This window comes from Flavobacterium potami (assembly GCF_020026915.1).
Classification (GTDB): domain Bacteria; phylum Bacteroidota; class Bacteroidia; order Flavobacteriales; family Flavobacteriaceae; genus Flavobacterium; species Flavobacterium potami.
In genome coordinates, this window is the sequence record NZ_JAINUY010000008.1 from 266,513 (window position 1) to 288,601 (window position 22,089).

Annotated in this window: 22 protein-coding genes; 9 read left to right on the forward strand and 13 right to left on the reverse strand. The window is 33.5% G+C overall.

Annotated elements, in window-relative coordinates; all coding sequences use genetic code 11:
• Nucleotides 1-14 precede the first annotated feature (14 nt).
• Together K6T82_RS21780 and nadD are read left to right on the forward strand one after the other, a co-directional pair.
• Entirely contained in the window at nt 15-374 is a 360-nt protein-coding gene (locus K6T82_RS21780; protein ID WP_223710623.1) for a four helix bundle protein, read from the forward strand.
• Nucleotides 375-434: 60 nt separating this feature from the next.
• Nucleotides 435-1,016, forward strand: a complete 582-nt coding sequence (nadD, locus tag K6T82_RS21785; RefSeq protein ID WP_223710627.1) for a nicotinate (nicotinamide) nucleotide adenylyltransferase — start codon at nt 435-437, stop codon at nt 1,014-1,016.
• A 322-nt stretch (nt 1,017-1,338) separates the two neighbouring features.
• On the opposite strand, the gene K6T82_RS21790 is transcribed toward nadD, so the two are convergent.
• The 13 genes from K6T82_RS21790 to K6T82_RS21850 all read right to left on the reverse strand — a co-directional run bounded on the left by K6T82_RS21790 (nt 1,339) and on the right by K6T82_RS21850 (nt 11,003).
• The gene (locus tag K6T82_RS21790) at nt 1,339-2,808 is read right to left on the reverse strand and encodes a nicotinate phosphoribosyltransferase (protein WP_223710631.1); all 1,470 of its coding nucleotides are present in this window, start codon (nt 2,806-2,808) and stop codon (nt 1,339-1,341) included.
• A gap of 51 nt (nt 2,809-2,859) precedes the next feature.
• Complete coding sequence (locus tag K6T82_RS21795) at nt 2,860-3,330, reverse strand: macro domain-containing protein (protein WP_223710633.1); 471 nt, start codon at nt 3,328-3,330, stop codon at nt 2,860-2,862.
• Between the two features lie 40 nt (nt 3,331-3,370).
• Complete coding sequence (locus K6T82_RS21800; protein ID WP_223710635.1) at nt 3,371-3,877, reverse strand: O-acetyl-ADP-ribose deacetylase; 507 nt, start codon at nt 3,875-3,877, stop codon at nt 3,371-3,373.
• On the reverse strand, nt 3,874-4,287 hold the full coding sequence (locus K6T82_RS21805) for an ADP-ribosylation/crystallin J1 (RefSeq protein ID WP_223710638.1): 414 nt from the start codon (nt 4,285-4,287) through the stop codon (nt 3,874-3,876). Before K6T82_RS21805 ends, K6T82_RS21800 begins: the two co-directional genes overlap by 4 nt.
• A gap of 7 nt (nt 4,288-4,294) precedes the next feature.
• Nucleotides 4,295-4,822 carry an NADAR family protein gene (locus tag K6T82_RS21810; protein WP_223710640.1) on the reverse strand — a complete coding sequence of 176 codons (528 nt, stop codon included), beginning with the start codon at nt 4,820-4,822 and terminating at the stop codon, nt 4,295-4,297.
• Between the two features lie 9 nt (nt 4,823-4,831).
• On the reverse strand, nt 4,832-5,914 hold the full coding sequence (locus K6T82_RS21815) for an adenylosuccinate synthetase (RefSeq protein ID WP_223710642.1): 1,083 nt from the start codon (nt 5,912-5,914) through the stop codon (nt 4,832-4,834).
• Nucleotides 5,915-6,078: 164 nt separating this feature from the next.
• Nucleotides 6,079-6,948 (reverse strand): hypothetical protein, encoded by an 870-nt coding sequence (locus tag K6T82_RS21820; RefSeq protein WP_223710644.1) that lies wholly within the window; start codon nt 6,946-6,948, stop codon nt 6,079-6,081.
• Between the two features lie 2 nt (nt 6,949-6,950).
• Entirely contained in the window at nt 6,951-7,286 is a 336-nt protein-coding gene (locus tag K6T82_RS21825; protein ID WP_095928446.1) for a hypothetical protein, read from the reverse strand.
• Nucleotides 7,287-7,428: 142 nt separating this feature from the next.
• A complete protein-coding gene (gene prs / locus K6T82_RS21830; protein ID WP_223710646.1) occupies nt 7,429-8,262 on the reverse strand; it encodes a ribose-phosphate diphosphokinase in 834 nt (277 codons plus the stop codon).
• 74 nt (nt 8,263-8,336) lie between these two features.
• Nucleotides 8,337-9,029, reverse strand: a complete 693-nt coding sequence (locus K6T82_RS21835; RefSeq protein ID WP_223710648.1) for an NUDIX hydrolase — start codon at nt 9,027-9,029, stop codon at nt 8,337-8,339.
• Nucleotides 9,030-9,131: 102 nt separating this feature from the next.
• Nucleotides 9,132-9,488, reverse strand: a complete 357-nt coding sequence (locus K6T82_RS21840; protein WP_223710650.1) for a PKD domain-containing protein — start codon at nt 9,486-9,488, stop codon at nt 9,132-9,134.
• A 151-nt stretch (nt 9,489-9,639) separates the two neighbouring features.
• Nucleotides 9,640-9,996 (reverse strand): PKD domain-containing protein, encoded by a 357-nt coding sequence (locus tag K6T82_RS21845; RefSeq protein ID WP_223710652.1) that lies wholly within the window; start codon nt 9,994-9,996, stop codon nt 9,640-9,642.
• A 101-nt stretch (nt 9,997-10,097) separates the two neighbouring features.
• Nucleotides 10,098-11,003: a LysR family transcriptional regulator gene (locus K6T82_RS21850; RefSeq protein ID WP_223710654.1), complete on the reverse strand. Its 906-nt coding sequence runs from the start codon at nt 11,001-11,003 to the stop codon at nt 10,098-10,100.
• An 86-nt stretch (nt 11,004-11,089) separates the two neighbouring features.
• On the opposite strand from K6T82_RS21850, the gene K6T82_RS21855 reads away from it, so the two are divergent.
• The 7 genes from K6T82_RS21855 to K6T82_RS21885 all read left to right on the forward strand — a co-directional run bounded on the left by K6T82_RS21855 (nt 11,090) and on the right by K6T82_RS21885 (nt 21,953).
• Nucleotides 11,090-11,851, forward strand: a complete 762-nt coding sequence (locus tag K6T82_RS21855; RefSeq protein ID WP_223710656.1) for a type 1 glutamine amidotransferase domain-containing protein — start codon at nt 11,090-11,092, stop codon at nt 11,849-11,851.
• A 423-nt stretch (nt 11,852-12,274) separates the two neighbouring features.
• Nucleotides 12,275-13,432, forward strand: coding sequence for an iron-containing alcohol dehydrogenase (locus tag K6T82_RS21860; RefSeq protein ID WP_223710659.1), 1,158 nt, complete (start codon nt 12,275-12,277; stop codon nt 13,430-13,432).
• Nucleotides 13,433-13,793: 361 nt separating this feature from the next.
• Nucleotides 13,794-14,789 (forward strand): NAD(P)H-dependent glycerol-3-phosphate dehydrogenase, encoded by a 996-nt coding sequence (locus K6T82_RS21865; RefSeq protein WP_223710661.1) that lies wholly within the window; start codon nt 13,794-13,796, stop codon nt 14,787-14,789.
• 402 nt (nt 14,790-15,191) lie between these two features.
• Complete coding sequence (locus K6T82_RS21870; RefSeq protein ID WP_223710663.1) at nt 15,192-17,882, forward strand: TonB-dependent receptor; 2,691 nt, start codon at nt 15,192-15,194, stop codon at nt 17,880-17,882.
• Between the two features lie 12 nt (nt 17,883-17,894).
• Nucleotides 17,895-19,205, forward strand: a complete 1,311-nt coding sequence (locus K6T82_RS21875; protein ID WP_223710666.1) for a DUF4876 domain-containing protein — start codon at nt 17,895-17,897, stop codon at nt 19,203-19,205.
• Between the two features lie 11 nt (nt 19,206-19,216).
• Nucleotides 19,217-20,812, forward strand: coding sequence for a DUF6850 family outer membrane beta-barrel protein (locus K6T82_RS21880; protein WP_223710668.1), 1,596 nt, complete (start codon nt 19,217-19,219; stop codon nt 20,810-20,812).
• A gap of 1 nt (nt 20,813) precedes the next feature.
• The gene (locus K6T82_RS21885) at nt 20,814-21,953 is read left to right on the forward strand and encodes a cytochrome-c peroxidase (protein WP_223710670.1); all 1,140 of its coding nucleotides are present in this window, start codon (nt 20,814-20,816) and stop codon (nt 21,951-21,953) included.
• Nucleotides 21,954-22,089 lie beyond the last annotated feature (136 nt).

Sequence of the window (22,089 nt, forward strand, 5' to 3'; positions counted from 1 at the left end):
CTTAAAAAATAAGTATGATAAAGTCTTATAAAGATTTATTGGTTTGGCAAAAAGGAATTAAAATAGTTTCTTTAGTTTATCAGTTAGTAAGATCATTTCCTCAAGAAGAATTATACGCGTTAACAAGTCAGTTAAAAAGAGCTTGTGTATCTATTCCATCAAATATTGCTGAAGGTTATGGACGAAATACCGATAAATCTTTTAGTCATTTTCTAAATATATCACGAGGTTCATTATTCGAAATTGAGACTCAATTACTAATTGCAAATGATCTAGGCTTTATAAACGATCAAAGTCTTTACAAAGAAATTTTAATTCAAATTGAAGAAGAATCAAAAATGATTAATGCCTTTTCAAAAACACTAAAAGACTAATCACTTTTTACTAATTACTAGTTACTCTTTACTAATCACTTTTTACTAGTTACTACAACTATGAAAATAGGTCTTTATTTCGGAACTTATAATCCAATTCATGTTGGTCATTTAATCATTGCCAATCACATGGCAGAATATGCCGATTTAGATCAGATTTGGATGGTGGTTACACCTCATAATCCGTTAAAGAAAAAATCGACTTTATTAGACGATCAGCAACGTCTTCAAATGGTTTTTCTGGCAACAGAAGATTATCCGAAGATAAAACCGTCTGATATCGAATTTAAATTACCTCAGCCGAGTTATACCGTTATTACACTCGCTCATTTACAAGATAAGTATCCAACTCATGAGTTTTCATTAATTATGGGCGAAGACAATCTAAAAACGCTTCACAAATGGAAAAACTATGAAGTAATTCTAGATAATCATGATATTTATGTGTATCCGAGAATTTCTGACGAACCTGAAAATGTAGAATTAAAATCGCATCCAAAAATTCATGTTATCGATGCGCCGATTGTAGAGATTTCTTCGACCTTTATTCGAAATAATATTAAAGAAGGAAAAAATATTCAGCCTTTACTTCCTCCGAAGGTTTGGGAATATATTGATCACAATAATTTTTATAAGAAGTAAAAAAAATGAATTGCCTCCAGTTTTAACTGGAGGTTTTTTTATTTTCAATAATAAATGGCTTTAGCCAAAATTGCAATGGTTGGCTTAAAGCCTATATTAAAATCAATATTTTACCTCCAGTTAAAACTGGAGGCAATCATCCAAATTATACGCAATCTTGTCATTCCGAGGAACGAGGAATCACACTAGAATTTCCGCACAGGAATTTCTCAACCTTTGTAGAGTTTCTTGTGTGATTCCTCATTCCTCGGAATGACAAACTGAACGCAAAAAACAAATCATAAAAAAAGCCTGATTTTAAAATTCAGGCTTTCTATTATAATTAAGCTTCAATGCTTACTTCGCTTTTTACTCTTGTTCTGATTTCACTCAGCGATTGATCAACTAAAAGTTTTCCATCTCTAAAAACTTCCTTCAATTCGCCTTGTTTTTCTTCTTCCCAAGAAACATTATCAGTTAAATGATACTTTCCGTCGATTAAATCGATTTTCATTAATCCTTTAGCCGATTTTTTAGTTCCGTCATCTGTAATTGGATCTTTGAAAATTGCTCTTCCCTCTCCGTTTACTTCTCCGTAAGTTGCTTTCATCGCAAATCCAAAAGTATCTCTGGTGTTGTATTGATAAGTAAAAGATCCGATACCTAAAACAACGTTTGTAGAAGCAAATCCTTTTTCTTTTAATCTTTCACAGATTTGAGTTGCTCTTGCTACTGTAATACTGTCTCCATAAATCGCTCCAATTTGCGGAACCAATTCTTTGAATCCTTTAGCATTTGTAGTTCCGCCAAAAACATCCCAAAGCAATTCGATTACCCCTTTTTTCTCTTGTTCTGTTTTTCCGTTTGGATTTCCACAGATAATATCAACTGGATCGCCACTGTCAGGACGAATTACGACTTTACCTTCTCTAGAAACAATTTCTTCTTTTAATCTTGGAAGATAATCCGTTAGAACTTTCCATAAATCCCAAGTATCAGAAACGATAGAAACAATTCCTTTTGGATAAACTTCAGTAATTAATCTTTTGAAAGTTTCGCATTCCCCTTCTGTCGTTCCCATACACATCACAGAATGTTCTGTCGCCGCAACTGAACCCGCAACCAATTCTTGGTCTGAATTAGCATTGTAATATTCTTCTAAGAAATCAATTGCCGGAATGGTATCAGATCCTGTAAAACTTAATAAATGTCCAGCTGCAGAAGTCAAAGCTGCTTCGATTCCGCCCATTCCTCTCATCGAGAAATCGTGTGCTTGCCAATCTACAAATTCAGGAACAGAAGAAGTTTCTGCTGCATATTTGTCTAAAACTTTTCTATATTCTTTTGCAATTGTGGCTGAGTTACAAGGCAACCAAACTACCGCAGAAAGTAAAGTTTCGAAATAATTCGTCAACCAAAAAAATTCTGGAATTGTATTGTACATTGTAAACATTGGAACTCGCAACGGAACGCTTGCTCCTTCTGGCAAAGCTTTAAACACCATCGGAATATATCCTAAATCGTGTAAATCTTCGATATGTTTAATTCCGACAAGGTTTTCACCTAAATAATTATTAATTCTGCGAGAATACTTTTTAATAACTTCTTCTTTTGGTTTCTTGAAGAATTCTTCTTCGAAGTCGTGAATGATATATTTTTTGATGAAATACTGTAATCCGAAAAAGATTACTTCATCAACAGTTTCAATTCTTGATTTTCTTGGTGTCCAGTTAGAATATACAATTGTAGTTCCGTCTGGGTATTGTCTTCTGTGGTCAACTTTGTAACCGTCGGTTAATAGTAGTGGGTTCATATTATCTATAATTTTTACACTTTATAATAATTTTTGAAATTTAATCTTTTTTTAGAAATCATAAACGGTGACTTCAATATTATTACCAGAAAGCGTTTCGAGAATAATAGGTTCAATCATTTCCCATTTTCCACCAGCTAATCCACATCCAATTCGAGGCATGTGAACTGATGCTTTGTTTGTTTTTGCAAAATCAGAAACAGCTTCTAATCCTTCTTCAATCGCATGGTATCGAATCGGAGCACCACCGTTTTCATCTTTATTGATTTTATGCTGGCCTATTAAATTCGCCACCCATAAATCTTCTTCAACCTGAACAAACTGCACTTTTCCTAATTCAAAATCGTTTTTAGATTTGAACCATTCACGATATTGCTTTTCTGGTGTTTTCCATCTTTTTGAAATTGCCATTACGAATCCTTTTCCCCATCCGCCAACATCATTGCAAACGTGAACGATTATCTTATTTTCTGATCCTTCAGGAGATGTTGCATCGCCTTTTATATATTGAATGTCTTTCATTTTTATAATTTATTTTAATCAAACCTTTCTAACAGAAAAACTAAAGAATGTTTTTATAAATCTGATAATTTTCATCATCAAAACATACAAACAGCACTTTTTCTATTTCTGAAATTCTTTCAAAATCCTTTACAGCTTTTACCGCAATTTCAGCTGCTTTATCTTTCGGAAAATGATAAATTCCTGTACTGATATTTGGAAAAGCAATCGTTTTGATTCCATTTTCTACAGCGAGATTTAAACTGTTTTTGTAACAATCCGCGAGCAATTTTGATTTTTCTTCTTTGTCACCATTCCAAACTGGCCCAACCGTATGAATAACATATTGAGAAGGAAGATTGCCAGCTGTGGTAATTACAGCTTCGCCTGTTTTACATCCTCCTTGCTTATTTCTAATTTGGACACATTCATCTAAAATTGCTTTACCTCCTTTTCGATGAATCGCTCCATCTACACCACCGCCTCCAAGCAAAGAAGTATTCGCTGCATTTACTATTGCATCAACCTCAACTTCTGTTATATCTGCTTTTAATAATTCTAAAATCATTTTCTAAAACTATCTAATTTGTCATTAAGTTCTTTGTTTTCACTTTTCAAAGAATGGTCTGTAAAATGAACATTTATAATCTGAATTCCGTTGACTATATTAGAATTAAAATCAAACAAATCTTCAGAAGGAATCCAAAGTTCATTATGGTTTTTATCGCCAACATTTTGAATTTCGTATTTTTCTAAAAAATCTGTTTTCACTTCAAAAGCAGTTACAATTCCAATAAATCCCGAAAACTCATCAACAGTATTCCATTCAAAAGCAATTTGATCTGCATATTGCTGATTCGTTACTGGATAAAAAATAGGTTGCCATTCTAACCTCGGTGGAAAAGCATTGTAACCCAACTCCGCAATTAATTCCATTTCTTTTAATCCAACTGGGCGATATAATCTTGTTGTTTTCATATTCATTTTATCTCAATTCATCCCTAACTTCCATCAAAGCAAAACCTAAGAGATTCAATCCTTTCCAGGCTTCTGGCTTTAGAACATCTTTATGATCTTCTGCCATTCCGATTCCCCAAATTGGATCGACTGGACTTGCTTCGACAATAACTCGTTCTTTTGTGTTTAATAAAAAAGTCTTCAAATCAACATTTTGACTGAATTTGTGAAAGTTTCCTTGTTTTACAATTTCATATCGGTTTTCTAACCAAACCGTATCAACATAATTTTTGACTTCTCTACCGAATTTTTTGGCTTCTGCAGGAGAATTAGCTTCAAGGATTTTTTCTAAAATTTCCTGATCGTTGAATAATTCTGCTTTCTTCGCCATCATCCAATGTTCAGCAGTTTTGTAAGTTACTTTATCAACTTTAAAAGAACTTAACCACCATTGGCTGAAACAAGTTTTAATAACTGTTCCGTCTTTACTCGGTTGGTGTCCCCAGAAGAATATAAATTTACTTTCTGGAGTTATGGTATCTATATTGTATTTCATTTTTTCTAGTTATTGAAACAAAGAAGTTATGTTTTTGAAATCTTTTGAATCGGCTGAAAATGACCCGTAGATTTCATTGAATTCTGTTGTGAGACTTTCGAACTCATAATCTTGCTCCAGCTGATCCATACAAGTTACAACCAAATTTCGTTTTGCCATTGGGCTGTAAGCTGCATCGAGTTTTAGAGCATAATTTAGAAGTTCGTAATTCAGAGTTCCAAAACGTAAACGTTTTTGGTATTCGTTAAAAACACAGGTTTCTTCTTCGTTGTTTTTTAATTTAATTTCTCCTTCGTTCGCCATCCAGCCGTGTCCGTGGCGGGTTGAATAACTTCTGGTTACGTAATAAACGGCTACATCTTCAATCTTCAGTTTATTACAAATTTCGATTGCATTTTTTGAAGTCGTATTGGCATACGTTACATTCGGAAAAACGCCGTGATCCATGTCAAGCAGAATTCCTTGACTGCCTTCAAAAATGAGATTTTCGTATTTTGAAAGGAATGTATAATCAACAATATTCCATTGTATTTTATCAATTGCGTCCAGATATAGATTGATTTCTTCGTCGATTCCGCTTTCGTTTAAAAAACCATAGTAATAGGCAATTTGGTTTAGTTTTTCTAAAAGCATTTCGCGAGGCGCAATCAAATCGATGGCAAACAATTTGTACGGACCTTCATTTCTTTTCATGGTTGAACCAATGCCTTTTCCGCAGGTTCCGTTTTCGATGTTTCGCACATTTCCTCTGTTGTGCCAGACATCAAAAGGAGTGGTAACTTTTGCTAAAGGATGAATGTACAAATCCAGATTAGCGTTTTTTTCTTTTAATTCTTCTCTTTCGTTGTACAAAAAAAGCGGATGAATCGTACAGTGCTCACTGTAATAAGATGGAAGACCGCGAAGTGCTCCACTTGCAAAACTCGAATGAACGTGTTTTCTGTCGCCAATCATAACGGTGTGTGCCGCCTGCTGTCCTCCCGAAAAGCGAATAACTATAGATTCAGGGTTTTGTTTTGCCAGAAAATCTGTTGTTATGCCTTTTCCTTCATCACCAAATCCTAAACCTATAACTATTTTCGCTGTTTTCATTTTGTTGTTATTAATTTAAACACATAGAATCATAGCTTATTGAAACCTAAAAAAGGCGTTTCACTCATTTCAATTCACATAGTTACTATGTGTTAGAAACTAGTTTCTTTCCCTATTCTTTCACAAACAAAAGAAAAAATCTATGTTTCTATGTGTTTAAAATTTTAAAGCATCTCTATATTATCTAAACCACTATCACTTGTACCAGAAACTGGTATTGTTCCTAAACCAGAACCTTTATGTTTATCGCAGATGATCTTTTTGATTACGTTTGGAATTTCTCTGTGATCTTCGATAGACAAACAGTTTTGTCCCAGTAATTCTTTCCATTCAACATCGGCATTTATTGCTTGTCCTGAATGCAATACACTAATGTGATATACATCGTAACGTTTTTGCGCTTCTGCCAATAATTCAAGATGCGTATAAGTCTGTTGTCCCTGCCCCATAATTTCTTTAATTGCCGAAGCTGGAAGCGTTTTCAAACCTGGTTCATCACCTACTGTAAACAACAATCCTTTTTGTCCTCTTTTTTCGAAAGCATCCGTTTTGGTATGAAATGCTGCAAAATACCATGCTAAAAGATAACTTTCGCCAGCGTTTCCTCCGCCTCCACCTTCAATGTAGGTTCTTGTCAACCACATATCCAATTCTTCGTCACCAGATTCAAACTGTCCCACTTGAAGCGGATATCTATCGCATTCGTGATCTCCGATTCCTAAGAACAAAAGTGCCGGATCTGGAACACCGCCTTGAATAATTCCGCCCATTAATTTTGGAAGTCCGTCTTTGATCAATTCGTGTGGAATATGTCCCATACTTCCCGTAACATCCAATCCTAAAATAATCGGAACGGTGTTTGGATGAACATCAGAATCTCTTGCTTCTCTAAAAATCACTCCATTCGGATTCATAGATTCGTGAGCCATATGTAATGCATTCTGTGTAAATATCTCTGCAGCAGATTTGCTAGCGTAACCTACTTTTTTTGCTCTGCTTTCGCGAGCACCGAAATCATATCTTGTACCTCCCATGACTAATATTTTTTACCAAATAAATATTCAAATCTCTTTTTTGTAACTTCAAACTGGATGTTTAAATTTCTAATCGTCAACGAAAGTTCCATGTCTTTCTGAACAAAGGCTTCCGGCTGAAAATCGGCAAATGTCAAACTGTTTTTATCCAGTGGACTAATATCAATTAATCCTTCTTGTTCTCTTTCGAGTCTTTTGATTTTTAATTCGATGTCTTCGACTCTTCTTCTGTAAATTAATTCAGAATCTTCACCAATTACTTTGGCTCTGTCTTCTCTAATCTGATCATTGTTTCTTTTTAAAGACTCAATAAATCTTGGTTTTAAATCGTCGCTCATAATTTTTGGTTATTTTGTTTCAGGTTTTCTTTGTTTCATGTTTCAAGTTATTTGAACTAACTTGAAACTTAAAAACTTGAAACAGTTAATAGATTTTTTTAAGGTTTGCAAAACAACTTGAAACCTGAAACTTGAAACATTTTTAAACTAAAGCATCCAGCTTAATGACCTGAACGCTCTCTCCTTCAAAATCCTTAAAAGAGTTAGTTGTGAAAATGCCATCAAAACAGTTCAAAACTTCAAATCCTTTATTGAAAATTCCGTGGCTTACTGCTAAATATAATTTCCCGGCGTTTTTCTTTTTTAATTCTTCAGCCAATCCTACGAAAGTTCCTCCTCCGTCGCAGATATCATCTACAATTAAACAATCCATTCCTTGCAAATCATCGTTGTAAACTTTAAAACCAGATAATTTTCCCGTTTTTACATCTCGGCTTTTACTGCATTCTACAACCTCAACACCACCTAAAAACTCAGATACTTTGTAGATTTTCTTTAAAGCGCCACCATCTGGAGAAATTAATTTTACGTTTTCACCAATTCTATTTAAAACTTCTTTGATAAAAGTATAGTTCGGAATTACAGTACTGTTATTCAATAAAGCCGGAGTAACTTCTGAGTGCGCATCAAAAACAAAAACTTTGTTCAATTGCATGGCATTGATAATGTCAGCATACACTTTTACAGATAAAGGCTCGCCAGGAATCATAACACGATCTTGTCTTGCAGCTGGAAAATACGGAATGAAAAGTTCGATGATTTTAACATCCATTCTTCTTAGCGCATCAACCGTAATACACAACAACCCTAAATCGTTGAATGAATTCAATCGGTGTGTAATAGTAACTTTTCTATTTGGATCAAAATCTGGTGCGATTTTGATGTGTGGTTCTCCTCCAGAGAAAGTAAAACTTTGAAATTTGATTTCTTCCTGATTTTGAAATGGAGCGAATTTTGGGTCGAGATTTAGTATCATAGTGTTGCAGTTTGCGTTAATTATACGCAAATGTAGAATTTAATTTTGAATAAACAATTTATTTTGTGTAAAAATTACGCAAACTTTATTTCGAAGTGAAAGCCTTTATCAATTAATTCATTGTATTTCAGTTTGTTGAACTTAAATAATTTCGCAGGTCTTCCGCTTCTTATTGGAGAAAAATTATCGGTTTCTTCTAAAAAACCATAACTCAGTATTTTTTTTCTGAAGTTTCTACGATCGATTTCTTTTTCTAAAATCGTACAATAAAGGTTTTCAAGATCTGAGAATAAAAACTCATCCGGAAGTAAATCGAAGCCAATTGGTTCGTATGTTAGTTTCGCTTTTAGTCTTTCTATTCCTTTCTTTAAAATCAAATTATGATCGAAAGCAAGAGGCGGAATTTCGTCAATTTTAAACCATTGAACTCTTTCTGCATCTGTATCCGCTTTAATTTCTAAGTTAGAAGCATCGACCAAAGCATAATAAGCCACAGAAATAACACGGTTTCTGGAATCTCTACGAATATCATCACCAAAAGTGTAAAGCTGTTCCATAAAGGTAAGTTCAACATTAGTTTCTTCACGTAATTCGCGAATTACAGCCTCACTTAAAGGTTCATCATCTTTAACCAAACCGCCAGGCAAAGCCCAATATTTATCAGAAGATCCGAATTGTTGTTCAATCAATAAAACATATAAATCATTACTTTTGTAACCAAAAACAATAGCATCTACAGCAATTCTAATATTTTGCAAATTTTCCATATTAAAAGTCATATCCAACAAATATAAAGAAAGAGAGCCAATTTTATAATCTATTACTATAGCAATAAAATTATAAAATTGGCTCTCTTTTTAAATGTTTTTTTAGTTTATCGAAAGTGTTCTTTGTGGTGTTAACTCGCAAATACTACCATCTTTTTTAATTTTAGCCTGAACCTTAACAGTATAACTTCCTGAAGTTGCATACGTATGAGATACTTCGCTACCAGCCACGGAAGGTGCGCCGTCGCCGAATGTCCAAATAATTGCTTCTATAGTTCCGTTGCCTGCATAGTTAAACGAATAATTAACTTTCTTAGAATTATCAGGATCTACATTATGATCAATTTTAACTAAAACCGATTCTCCAGTGCAATCAACCATAGATTCTAACTCTTTACTACATGAATTGCTTGTAAAAGCAAGAACAATTAATACCAAAATTGTGGCAATCTTTTTCATAATTAAAAATCTTTAGAAATTTATATATCAAAGTTACCCCTTTAAAAACCAAAGCGATATGATTTAAATCATAATACAGCAAATAGATTAAAAACAAAAAAAGAGCCAATTTCACATTGCAAAATTGGCTCTTAATTTTTTTTGTACTGTTCTAATTTATCGTAACAGGCCTTTTAATAATAGAAGTACATTCTGCTCCATTTACTTTAACCGTTATTTCAGCAGATGCATCATAAGTTCCAGCTGCAGTGTAAGTATGTGTCACAGTCTCTCCGGTACCAGTTTTTCCGTCTCCGAAGTTCCATTTTACCGCGGTTAAAGTTCCTGTTCCGCTATATGTGGCAGAATAATTCATTAACTTAGGATTAGTGGCATCTGTAGAATTATGCACTTTCATATAAATTTGTTCCGCTAAACAATTGATGATCTCCTCGTCATCCTTTTTACTGCAAGAGTTACTGGCATAAAGCACCAGAGCAAACATCAGAATTGTAACAATTTTTTTCATAACTGGAAATTTAGTGGTATATATCTCAAAGATAGTTTTTTAAAATATAAGCAACGAATATTCTTATTTTTTTTTAATCTTTTGACCGAAAAAAGCTTTCATTATAGGCGATTACCAAAAAACAATTTTAATTCTTTAGCAATGATTTCAAAAAATGAGTTTGTATTGTTGTTTTTTGCCGTCAATAAATACACAAATTCTTCTGGAACATGAAAACTATTCCAAACCAACTGTAATTTGTTCTTTTTGATGAAATTCCTTGCGTTGCAATTCCACGTTGCAGCAATTCCTTCATTTTTAGACAAAAGTCTCAACATTTCATTTTCTGATGGAATAATATAATTGGGAACCATCGACGGTCTTTTTTTATTGAAAGCATGTAGCCAAAATAATTTTATGTGCGGAATTCTGGCATCGTGGCTATACCACTTTTGGGCATTGAGCCATTGTTCGATCTCAGTAAAATTATCTGATTTTAATTTTTGGCGGAATTCGGATATATCTAAACTTGTTGGAGCAACGAGAATCAATTTAATTTTTCCAACAATTTCATAAGCGGTATCAAAAGTATCGAACCTTTTAGTTGTGATAGCGAAATCTAATTTTTTAGCGTCTACCAAAGCAAAAAGTTCATCATTTTCTGCGAAAGTAAAATCGATCAAATCAAATTTTGCAATTAACAAATCTCCTATGCAATCGAATAGATGTCTAGAAACGCCGACCGAGATTAATCTGTTGGCATCTTCGGCTTTGGTTCTAAAGCTAGTTTCTACATTTTCAAGCCTTTCCAATGCATCTATTATCAAATTATTCAGTAACTTAGCGTATTCGGTTGGCTCAACTCCTTTCGATTTCCGATTAAACAATTTATTCCCCACGTGTGCTTCAAGCATTGAAATCTGCTGACTAACCGCAGGCTGACTCATAAATAATTCCTTCGCAGCCACTGAAAAATTACCGTTTTTGTAAACTGCTTTAAAAGTTCTGTACCATTCTAGATTTACCATGATATAAATATATTTATAACAAACATAGTTTATTTTATTTTTACTGATATCACATAAGCTGTAAATTTGTTCAAAATTTAATATTTATGAAGAAAATAGCACTATTCGCAATAACTGCATTTACAGCCATTAGCTTTTCTGCTGAGGCTCAAAAATCAAACAAGAAGAAGATGAAAAAAGTATTATTTGTTGTTACCAGCAACGATAAGTTAGGTAACACTGGAGAAAAAACAGGATTTTGGTCAGAAGAGTTTGCTGCACCGTATTATGAATTATTAGATCAAGGAGTAGAAATTACAATTGCGTCTCCACTTGGAGGTCAACCGCCGATTGATCCAAAAAGTGCCGATCCAGCTTCGGCAACAGAAGATACCAAACGTTTTGACGCTGATCAGGTTTTACAAGAAAAATTAAAAAACACTTTAAAGCTATCGACAGTTAATCAAAAAGATTATGATGCTGTTTTTTATCCAGGCGGTCACGGTCCGCTTTGGGATTTAGTAGAAGATAGAAGTTCTATTGCTTTAATCGAATCTTTCTACACGCATAAAAAACCAGTAGCTTTTGTTTGTCACGCTCCAGCGGTTCTGAAAAACGTAAAAGTAAACGGAGAATATTTAGTAAAAGGCAAAAAAATAACTGGTTTTACAAACGAGGAAGAAGAAGCTGTTGGATTGACAAAAGTAGTTCCGTTTTTATTAGAAGATGCTTTAGCTTCAAACGGTGGAATTTTTTCTAAAGGACCAAATTGGCAACCTTATGCAGTAGCTGATGGACTTTTAATTACGGGTCAAAACCCAGCTTCGTCTAAATTGGTAGCGGCAAAATTGTTGCAAGAATTGAAGTAAAAAAGATACTAAGATTCTGAGTTGCTAAGATGCTAAGTTTTTACTTAGAAACTCAGAATCTAAAAAATTAAATAAAAATATGATGATAATTTGCTGAAGAAATAAGTTCAATTCAAGAAAACTTAGAATCTTAGCAACTCAGAATCTCAGAAACTTAAATAAAAAATGATGATAATTTGCTGAAGAAATAAGTTCAATTCAAGAAAACTTAGAATCTTAGCAACTCAGAATCTCAGAAACTTAAATAAAAAATGATGATAATTTGCTGAAGAAATAAGTTCAATTCAGGAAAACTTAGAATCTTAGCAACTCAGAATCTCAGAAACTTAAATAAAAAATGATGATAATTTGCTAAAGAAATAAGTTCAATTCAAGAAAACTTAGAATCTTAGCAACTCAGAATCTCAGAAACTTAAATAAAAAATGATAAACTTTGAATTATACAATCCGACGAATTTAATCTTCGGAAAAGGACAAATTGAAAAACTTTCGACTTTAGTGCCAAAAAATGCTAAAATACTTTTGGCTTATGGCGGTGGAAGTATTTTTAAAAACGGAATTTACGATCAAGTAATCAACAATTTGAAAGGTTTTGAAATTGTGGAATTTGGTGGAATTGAGCCAAATCCAAGATTTGAAACTTTAATGAAAGCCGTTGATGTTATAAAAGCAGAAAAAATTGATTTTATTCTGGCTGTTGGCGGTGGATCTGTAATTGATGGGGTGAAATTTATTTCAGCTGCTGTGAATTTCGAAGGAAACCCATTAGATATTCTTCAAAAAAGAATTTTGATTAAAGAAAACGCTTTGCCTTTCGGAACTGTTTTGACGCTGCCAGCAACAGGAAGCGAGATGAACTCTGGATATGTTGTTACAATTGAAGCAACTCAAGAGAAATTATCTTCTGGTGGAAGTGGTTTGTTTCCTCAATTCTCAATTTGTGATCCAACTGTAATTGCTTCTTTACCAAAAAGACAACTTGAAAATGGTGTTGTGGATGCTTACACACACGTTATGGAACAATATTTAACGTATCCTACAGATGCTTTTCTTCAAGATAGAATTGCAGAAGGAATTCTACAGACTTTAATTGAAGTTGGCCCAGGAGTTGTAAAAAATCCAACCGATTATACTTTGGCCTCTAATTTTATGTGGAGCTGTACAATGGCATTAAACGGATTGATTCAAAAAGGTGTTCCAAGCGATTGGGCAACACATATGATTGGTCACGAATTAACAGCTTTATACGAAATTGATCACGCTAGAACTTTAGCGATTATCAGTCCCAGTTTGTATACCGTAATGTTCGAAACTAAAAAAGCAAAACTGGCGCAATACGGAAGAAGAATCTTCAATTTAACTGGTTCTGATGATGAAGTGGCAAAAGAAGCAATCAACAAAACAGTGGAGTTTTTCCATACCATGGGCATGGACACGAAACTTTCTCAATACACAAAAGACTACTCTAATACAGCAGATTTTATCGTAAAACGTTTTGACGAAAGAGGCTGGAAAGGTTTAGGCGAAAAGCAATTGGTAACTTTAGATAAAGTAAAATCTATTGTTGAACTTTCTTATTAGTCGCAGTGTTCAGTCTGGGTTTACAGTCTCAGTTTACAGTCAGCGCTGAAAACTGCGACTGCGACTGAAAACTAAAAAGCGACTGAAAACTAAAAAAGGCGTTCTTATGAAAATAGGAACGCCTTTTTAAAATACTAAAACAAAACTAACTAACTCAATTCCTTGTAAATTCATTAAAATTCTAATTTATAAAGTGTTATAACGTAAGCCTTCAATTTTTATTGCGTTGTTGTAAAAAAATTATTTTCAGGGCAAAATCTCTTGGAAGTCATTGTAATTAAAGGCTTTTTTCAAATTTATTAAATGAGATTTTGCTTTATTAGCACATTATTAAGTACTTTTGTTTTAAATTAATAAAATAATGAGCGAAAAGTTAAAATTTGCAGTAATTGGAGGAGGAAGCTGGGCAACGGCAATTGCAAAAATGTTATGCGTTAATCTTTCCGAAATTGCCTGGTACATGCGTAATGATGCAGCTATCGAGCACATAGAGAAATACAAACACAATCCAAACTACTTAAGTTCGGTTGAATTTGACACCAAAAAACTCAAATTAACTAACAATATAAACGAAGCGATCGAATATGCAGACTATATCATTTTTGCAATTCCATCTGCTTTCTTAGATGCCGAATTAAAGAACATGACGGTTTCTTTGTCGGATAAAATTATTTTTTCTGCAATTAAGGGAATTGTTCCAGAAACAAGTTTAATTGTTGGCGAACATTTCCACATTCAATACGATATTCCATATTACAATATTGGTGTTATTACAGGACCTTGTCATGCAGAGGAAGTAGCGTTAGAAAGACTTTCGTACCTAACCATTGCGTGCGGAGATCCTGACAAAGCTAAAACTGTGGCTAAATCACTTTCAGGAAATTACATTAAAGCCAAAATTTCAGACGATATTATCGGAACAGAGTATGCAGCAATGCTGAAAAACATCTACTCTATCGCTGCCGGAATTGCACATGGTTTAGGTTATGGCGATAACTTTCAGTCTGTTTTGATGAGTAATGCGATTCGCGAAATGAAGAAATTCATTAGAAAAGTACATAAAATGAAACGTAACATTAATGACTCGGCTTATTTGGGCGATTTATTGGTTACAGGATATTCGGTTTTCTCAAGAAACAGAATGTTCGGAAATATGATTGGAAAAGGATACACCGTAAAAAGTGCCATGATGGAAATGAGTATGGTTGCAGAAGGTTATTATGCTACAAAAAGTGCTTATAAACTAAATCAAGGTTACGGTGCTAAAACGCCAATTATCGATGCTGTTTATGCAGTTTTGTATGATGGAAAAGATGCTAAAGGTGTTTTTAAGAAATTAACCGAATCTTTGGATTAATTTTTTTAGAGAATAGAAAATAGAATAAAGAGAATAGATATTTTTATCTTAAATATTTAAAGAGCTGGAATTACTTTTCCAGCTCTTTTTTTTATGGAAATAATTCAAAACAACTGAAGCAAACTTAAAAAATGCACTTCAATTAACAAGAAATAGTTTGCTTTGGAATACATCAAATCTACATCTCCTTAAAAAATTAATAGTCACTTATTCTTACAAAATTAAAAAAAGAACATTCTATTGTTTATCAATGACATACACTTCATTTTTAAAAGTAATTCAATACGATTTTCTCACAAATTAAGACAAGCACAATTTAACAACTCCCTTATTTTTCATTGCTTCGCAAAGAATTATTGATATTTTTGCATCACTATTTTTATTCGTTCTAATTAAAAACAGATGCGATTTATTACCTTTTTTTTATTATTTACTCAAGTAATTTTTGCTCAAAAAACAATTTCCGGTACCATTTTATCGAAGGAAACACGTACGTCATTGTCAGGCGTTTTTGTTCGTGATACCAAAACCGAAAACTGGGCTATCTCTGATAAAGACGGAAACTTTACTATAACAATTCCTTACTTTCAAGATATTGAGCTTCATTTTTCTATTCTTGGCAAAAAAGATGTTAATCAGACTTTAAAAAACGGGCAAAATACTATAACAGTTTATTTAGAAGACAATACGCTTTTCTTAAAAGAAGTTGTGGTTACGGCAGAAAAACAAAGGCAATATTCTGAGTTAACTTTAGGAAAAAATGCCATAAATAATGTTCAAGCTTTCTCTATAGACGATGTTTTGCAACAGCTTCCTGGACAGACAACTGCAGATTTCAATTTAAATCAATTTAAAACCATAACCTTTCGTACAGCATCTGATTTGACCTCTGCAAGAGGCGCTAAATCTTTCGGAACATCATTTGTAATAAATGACATTCCGATTTCGAACAACGAAAACATGCAGTCCTTAAATCCAAATGTAACAGGACCTTACGGTTATTTACGCCAAAATGCTTTTGCCGCATCCAATCAAAATGTATTTACTAATCCGAATTACGGCGTTGACTTAAGAGAAATTCCAACGAATACCATTGAAGAAATAAAGGTTATACAAGGAATTCCTTCTGCAAAATATGGAGATTTAACTTCCGGACTTGTTTTGATTACGACAAAAGTTGGTTATAGTCCGTATCGTGTTTCGGCTTCCATACGCGACGCAACTACAGAATTTAATTTAACGAAAGGAATAAAATTCAATTCTAATAATTCAATGAACATTGGATTCAATTATCTGGATTCTAAAACAGATCCGAGAAATAGCCTTTTAAGTTATCAAAGAGTCAATGGAAATCTTTCCTGGCAAACCAAGAATAGCACATCAAAAATTAAAAACACATTAAGCACCACATTTCGAACCAATCTTGATGATGCTAAAAAGGATCCAGATGATATTACAGATGCCGTCGTTAAAAATGATAAAAAAGGTATTTCTATCTCTGACAATTTTATGTGGAAACCTAATAATTTATGGATTGATGGTCTAAATCTAAATACTGGATTTTCGTACGATAAACAATTCTCCCGAAAAGAACAATGGATGAATAGATCGTTTACTGCCGCAACTAATTCTCTAGAAGAAGGCATTCATGAAGCGTATGTTCTTCCTTCTCAGTATACAAGTATTAGTACGGTAGAAGGCATTCCTATTTCTTCTTTTGCTAATATCGAAGTAACAAAAGCAATTACTAATAAAGCGCAGTGGGTGCACAGTTTGGTCTTTGGTTTGTCTGGAAGAACTAGTTCTAACAAAGGTGCAGGCAGGAAAAGTGGGGTCAGCGGATTACAAAATTTTTACACCATGGATAAGGGAGGAGATAATACGCTAGGCTATAGAGATTATGATTTTAACAGAACAAGAACCGAAAATCAATTATCAGCTTATCTTGAAGACCGAATCTATAAAAAATTTGAAGAGGACAAAGTTTTAAATATTGATTTTGGATTAAGATATGAAAATCAGTCTGGAAATGTATCATTGCAACCTCGTTTAAATTCTTCTTATTCGATAAATAAAACTTTCAGGTTTAGAGGTGGATTGGGTTTATCATCAAAAGCGCCATCATTGAATCAATTGTACACTGGAGAACGCTATATTGATCGATTAGTTGCAAACGGTATCTACAGTTATCCTGGCCTTTATCAAAAAGCATGGATTCAAACTATTATAACTCCTGGAGATAATTTCAATTTAAAACCTTCAAAATCATATCGAACAGAAGCCGGAATAGATATAAATCTTCCTTTTGCGAATGTTAATTTAACTGGATATTACAATAAATTGGTCAATGGATTTACTAGTCAACAGCTTCCTGTTTATAAAGAAGTGCCAAAAGTTGTGGTAAATATTGTTGGTGCTGAAATTCCAACATATGAAATCGAAGGAACAGAAAAATTCTATTATTTGACCCAAACCGTTCAAAACAATAATACTTCTGAGGATGTCGGGATCGAATCGATTATAAATTTCAATAAAATCAAAGCCTTGAATCTTGATATAAGTATGAATACCTCTTATGTCAAATCGAATGATTTCAGCAGAACGTCACTTTATGTAAAATCAACAGACCTTCTTTCTTCTGAAAAATATGGTGTCTATGATTCGAGACCTGTTATAAGTGAAAATTTTACAGCCAGTTTTAATTTCAATTACCATATTCCAAAAGCAGGACTGGTTATCTCTTTAAGAAGTGAACATATTTTAATGCAAACAACTAATTCTGCAACGAAAATCTTTCCAAATGGTTACCTAGACAGCGAATTAGTTTACCATGAAATCCCAGAAAATGAGCGAACCGATACTCAAAAATACGGGCATCTTATTCGTGGTTTGGATACTTCGCAATATAAGCTGGACCAAATGTTGCATAATTTTCATTTACGCCTTTCTAAAGATTTCTCAAATGGATTTAGTGTTTCATTCTATGCTACCAATTTCTTAAATCTTAAACCTTATTATTATATAAATGGCGAAAGACATCAGTCAGACATAGCAAACTTTTCCTTTGGAACGAGACTTAATTATCAATTCTAAATATATATACCTATGAAAAAAACACTCTCTATTTTTATACTACTTTTTGGATTAATCATCCAATCTTGCAGCAATGATGATAATGAAAGTGCAGCACTAAAACCAGTCGATTTTACGGTTTCACTTAAATACGATGTTACTTTTAATAGCTTAAACGTTAAGAAAGCTAGTGTAACTATTGTAAACACAGAAACTACAAATAAATATACTGTAGAATCTGATGAAAATGGTGTTGCAACTTTCAAACAGATTTTACCTGGAACTTATTCTATTACGGCTACTAAAGTGATCGCAGCAACCGAATTTACAGAGACTTTTGGTTACACACCAACAGAAGCTGAAATCAATTTTAATGGTGCAGAAAGCAGTGTTATTGTAAATGCGACGGCTACTTCAACCGACGTTGAACTGAAAACTTCTAAAGTGGGTGACTTCGTAATTAAACAAATTTATTACGGAGGATCTGACACTAAAAAAGGGGCTGTATTTAGAGATCAGTTTATCGAAATTTACAACAATTCTAATACAGTTCAGTATGCCGACGGTTTATATATGGCACAACTTACCGGAAATACGACTACAACAGTAGTAGCATACACTTTACCAAACGGGCAATTCGACTGGAGTAAATCTGAAGGAATGACACTTGGAAGCGCTGCAAATACAGATTACGTTTATGCCTTGAATATTATAAAAATTCCAGGAAATGGCACACAATATCCTGTACAACCTGGTAAAAGTATTGTTATTGCACAAAACGCCATTAATCATAAAGCAAATTATGTAGACAATAATGGTAAAGCTGTTAGTATTGTAAGCCCAGAATTGACAGTAGATTTGAGCACAGCAGATTTCGAATCATTCTTAGGAAATTATTCTGGAGATACTTATCAATATGATATTCAAAATCCTGCTGTTCCAGATGTAGATATTGCTTACTGGGGTAATAGCAACAACGACATGATTTTTGATTCATTAGGAAGACACGGATATACTATTTTCAAAATGACTGATGCAGAATTTGCCGCATTGAAAAAGTATAAAAATCCTAAAGGAGATGCTAACCAAGCGCTTCAAATTCCAGTTTCAGTTCTTATCGACGGAGTTGACACAACAAGAGATTTAGGATCACTTTTAGTACCTAAAAAATTACCTTCTCAAATTGATGGAGGAAATACCTACATACCTTCTGGGGCTTATTCTTCAAAATCGGTAATGAGAAAAACTAAAACTACAATTGCTGGCAGAATTATTCTTCAGGACACAAACAATTCTACAAATGATTTCGTAGAAGTAACGGCAAATCCTAGAGGATTCAACTAAAATTTTCTTTAATGAAAATCAATAAAATTAAAATAAATCACATTAAAAGTAATGCCTGGAAATTCTGGGCATTACTTCTTTTGTTGTTTTCTTTCGTTTTGAATGCGAATGCACAAGACACTATAAGAGTGCAAAATCATCTTATTGATAATCAAGTCAAAAATCAAATTTTTAAATATCCGATTGCGTACACGAATGCAAACATTAAAGATTTTACATTTAGTGAAGTTTCGTATGAACATCAGCAAAATGAATTTGCGCGAAAACAGATTGCTAACGAAGTCAATACCTATCAATTTTCTGCACAAGGATATTTTACAACAAAATCGAAATGGAAATTATTTGGTGATTTGTCCATCAAAAGAACGCTTGAAAAAAATCTCGGTTGGGTACTTTCTGAAGATCGTTCCGAAGAGCAGGAAGTTATTACACCTCACTATTTTTATGTTCCAAGAAAAGCCAATTGGGACAATCAAATTTATACCTTAAGCGGTGGTTTTTCTAAAGACATTACCAATCATTTATCTATTGCTGTGAAAGCCAATTACGGCGCCGAAAAATACAGTAGAATTGCAGATCCAAGACCTCAAATTACCAACAGAAAAATGGGAGGAGAAATACAAATTGGCTATCAGATGACAGAAAGTCACAAAGCATTTGTTTTAGGCAGTTATGCTGAAAACAAAAAAGACTATACCTATTCTTACAGTAATACCAATTTAAATTTTGAAGCTTATCCAGAAACTTATCTTCGCTTTAATGCGGGCTATGGAAGGATTCTAAATTATTTCAAATCGATTGAACAAACTCAGAGTTATTTGTACAAAGACCTTGTAGACAAAATAGGTTTAGGATATACATTTTCAAACAAAAAAGCGATTATAACAGCGTTGTTTTACAAACAAAATTCAAATAATATATTTTATCAAAGCATTTACGAATTAAAAGAAGCCGAAAGATTAAAACTTAAAACAGAATCAAAGCACGCTGAAATATTTGCTCTGTATAAATGGAATAAAAAAGAAATACAATCCACTTTAAAATTCGATCAAAGCGATGCGAAAAATTTCGACAAACAAAGCAATGGTTACAATTATACCAATTCATTAAATAAAATAAACTGGACAACATCTCTTTCTAAAAAAACAGGTTCTAAAATCGATTACTTAGTTGGTTTAGATTTACTATATCAACAAAACGAATATGATGATATTCTGGCGACAACACATATCGAATTAAATTCATTAAACACCGGAATATTTGGAAGCAAAGATTTTTCATTCGAAAAAAGCAAAATAAATACGACTGTAAGTTTCAATATGTATTTCCCGCTTCCATCAAAACTGGAATATTATGATACTTCTGGCGGAACAAATGCTAGATTTTTTGATGAAGTTATAATTTATGATTATGCAGTGAGCACAACGAATTACTTTGCTCCAGCATTACGTTTACAATACAGCTATCCCACAAAAAACAACAAAACGGTGGTTTTCTTTACCAATCTAAAAGAGAAAATCGCACTTAAAAAACAAACTGATTATCCAGTCAGCATTAATACCAATACCACCTATTGGATTCAAATGGGTGTACAATTAAATTATTAAAATGAAAACAAAATTGATTGCTGTTTTAGCAATGTTATTTTCAATATTACTTTTATCTTATTCTAAAATTGAACCCGAGTTTTCAATTTCAGAATTAAAAAAATTATACAGCAGTGGCGATTATCAAAAATGGCCAAAGCCTGAAGTAGACTCTATAGTTTATAGTCAAGGTTTTGAAGACATCGGACTTCTAGGCAAACCAGAATTTCCAGAAAACAATCCGTACACCGAAGAAAAAGCCGAATTAGGAAAAGTACTCTTCTTTGACCCTAGATTATCCAAATCTGGGCAGATTTCCTGTGCCAATTGCCATGATCCCGAATTGAACTGGGGCGATGCGAGAAGGGTTTCGTACGGAGAAGGAAGATTGCAAGGAAATAGAAATGCTCCAAGTTTAGTAAACATTGCTTATGCCAAAGTTTTCTTTTGGGATGGAAGAGCCGAAACTTTAGAAGATCAAGCCAGTTTTCCGATTCAAGATGCTAAAGAAATGAACTTTCATATCGATTTAGCAACCAAACGTTTGAACAAAATAAAAGGCTACAAACCATATTTTAAAAAGGCTTTTGGAAAAGAAAAACTAACTCAAGAAGAAATTTTAAAAGCCATTGCTACTTTCGAAAGAACATTAATTAGTCCGAAAAGTAAATTTGATAGATTCATTGAAGGAGATTCTACACAATTGACTAATAGACAAGTTCTGGGTTTACATTTATTCCGCACCAAAGCGCGTTGTATCAATTGTCACAATACAGCCAATTTTGCAGATAATAAATTTCATAATGTAGGATTAACCTATTATGGAAGGGAATATGAAGATTTGGGAAGATATAATGTTACCGGAAAAGCAGAAAATGTAGGCGAATTTAAAACACAATCTTTAAGAGGTGTTTCTCAAAATGCACCTTATATGCACAATGGTTTATTCCCTAATTTGCGTGGTGTTTTAAATATTTATAATGCTGGAATGCCTCAACCAAAAAGAAAAGAACATCAACTAAATGATACTTTGTTTCCAACAACTTCAAAACTGATTAAAAAACTAAATCTAAACAAATCTGAAATGGATGCTTTGGAAGATTTTATTGGAAGTTTATCTTCTGGAGCTTATAGAATGAGACCGCCTGTTTTACCGCAGTAAGTTTTAGTATTCAGTCGCAGTCGCAGTCGCAGTCGCAGTCGCAGTCGCAGTCGCAGTCGCAGTCGCAGTCGCAGTCGCAGTCGCAGTCGCAGTCGCAGTCGCAGTCGCAGTCGCAGTCGCAGTCGCAGTCGCAGTC

Excerpts from the sequence above, each read along its gene's own strand:
- K6T82_RS21820 (WP_223710644.1), bottom strand. The coding sequence starts at position 6,948 with ATGGGAGGTACAAGATATGATTTCGGTGCTCGCGAAAGCAGAGCAAAA.
- K6T82_RS21840 (WP_223710650.1), bottom strand. The coding sequence starts at position 9,488 with ATGAAAAAGATTGCCACAATTTTGGTATTAATTGTTCTTGCTTTTACA.
- K6T82_RS21875 (WP_223710666.1), top strand. The coding sequence starts at position 17,895 with ATGAAAAAAACACTCTCTATTTTTATACTACTTTTTGGATTAATCATC.
- K6T82_RS21850 (WP_223710654.1), bottom strand. The coding sequence starts at position 11,003 with ATGGTAAATCTAGAATGGTACAGAACTTTTAAAGCAGTTTACAAAAAC.
- prs (WP_223710646.1), bottom strand. The coding sequence starts at position 8,262 with ATGATACTAAATCTCGACCCAAAATTCGCTCCATTTCAAAATCAGGAA.
- K6T82_RS21880 (WP_223710668.1), top strand. The coding sequence starts at position 19,217 with ATGAAAATCAATAAAATTAAAATAAATCACATTAAAAGTAATGCCTGG.
- K6T82_RS21805 (WP_223710638.1), bottom strand. The coding sequence starts at position 4,287 with ATGAAAACAACAAGATTATATCGCCCAGTTGGATTAAAAGAAATGGAA.
- K6T82_RS21800 (WP_223710635.1), bottom strand. The coding sequence starts at position 3,877 with ATGATTTTAGAATTATTAAAAGCAGATATAACAGAAGTTGAGGTTGAT.
- K6T82_RS21790 (WP_223710631.1), bottom strand. The coding sequence starts at position 2,808 with ATGAACCCACTACTATTAACCGACGGTTACAAAGTTGACCACAGAAGA.
- K6T82_RS21860 (WP_223710659.1), top strand. The coding sequence starts at position 12,275 with ATGATAAACTTTGAATTATACAATCCGACGAATTTAATCTTCGGAAAA.
- K6T82_RS21795 (WP_223710633.1), bottom strand. The coding sequence starts at position 3,330 with ATGAAAGACATTCAATATATAAAAGGCGATGCAACATCTCCTGAAGGA.
- K6T82_RS21845 (WP_223710652.1), bottom strand. The coding sequence starts at position 9,996 with ATGAAAAAAATTGTTACAATTCTGATGTTTGCTCTGGTGCTTTATGCC.
- K6T82_RS21780 (WP_223710623.1), top strand. The coding sequence starts at position 15 with ATGATAAAGTCTTATAAAGATTTATTGGTTTGGCAAAAAGGAATTAAA.
- K6T82_RS21810 (WP_223710640.1), bottom strand. The coding sequence starts at position 4,822 with ATGAAATACAATATAGATACCATAACTCCAGAAAGTAAATTTATATTC.
- K6T82_RS21870 (WP_223710663.1), top strand. The coding sequence starts at position 15,192 with ATGCGATTTATTACCTTTTTTTTATTATTTACTCAAGTAATTTTTGCT.
- nadD (WP_223710627.1), top strand. The coding sequence starts at position 435 with ATGAAAATAGGTCTTTATTTCGGAACTTATAATCCAATTCATGTTGGT.
- K6T82_RS21815 (WP_223710642.1), bottom strand. The coding sequence starts at position 5,914 with ATGAAAACAGCGAAAATAGTTATAGGTTTAGGATTTGGTGATGAAGGA.
- K6T82_RS21855 (WP_223710656.1), top strand. The coding sequence starts at position 11,090 with ATGAAGAAAATAGCACTATTCGCAATAACTGCATTTACAGCCATTAGC.
- K6T82_RS21885 (WP_223710670.1), top strand. The coding sequence starts at position 20,814 with ATGAAAACAAAATTGATTGCTGTTTTAGCAATGTTATTTTCAATATTA.
- K6T82_RS21835 (WP_223710648.1), bottom strand. The coding sequence starts at position 9,029 with ATGGAAAATTTGCAAAATATTAGAATTGCTGTAGATGCTATTGTTTTT.
- K6T82_RS21865 (WP_223710661.1), top strand. The coding sequence starts at position 13,794 with ATGAGCGAAAAGTTAAAATTTGCAGTAATTGGAGGAGGAAGCTGGGCA.
- K6T82_RS21825 (WP_095928446.1), bottom strand. The coding sequence starts at position 7,286 with ATGAGCGACGATTTAAAACCAAGATTTATTGAGTCTTTAAAAAGAAAC.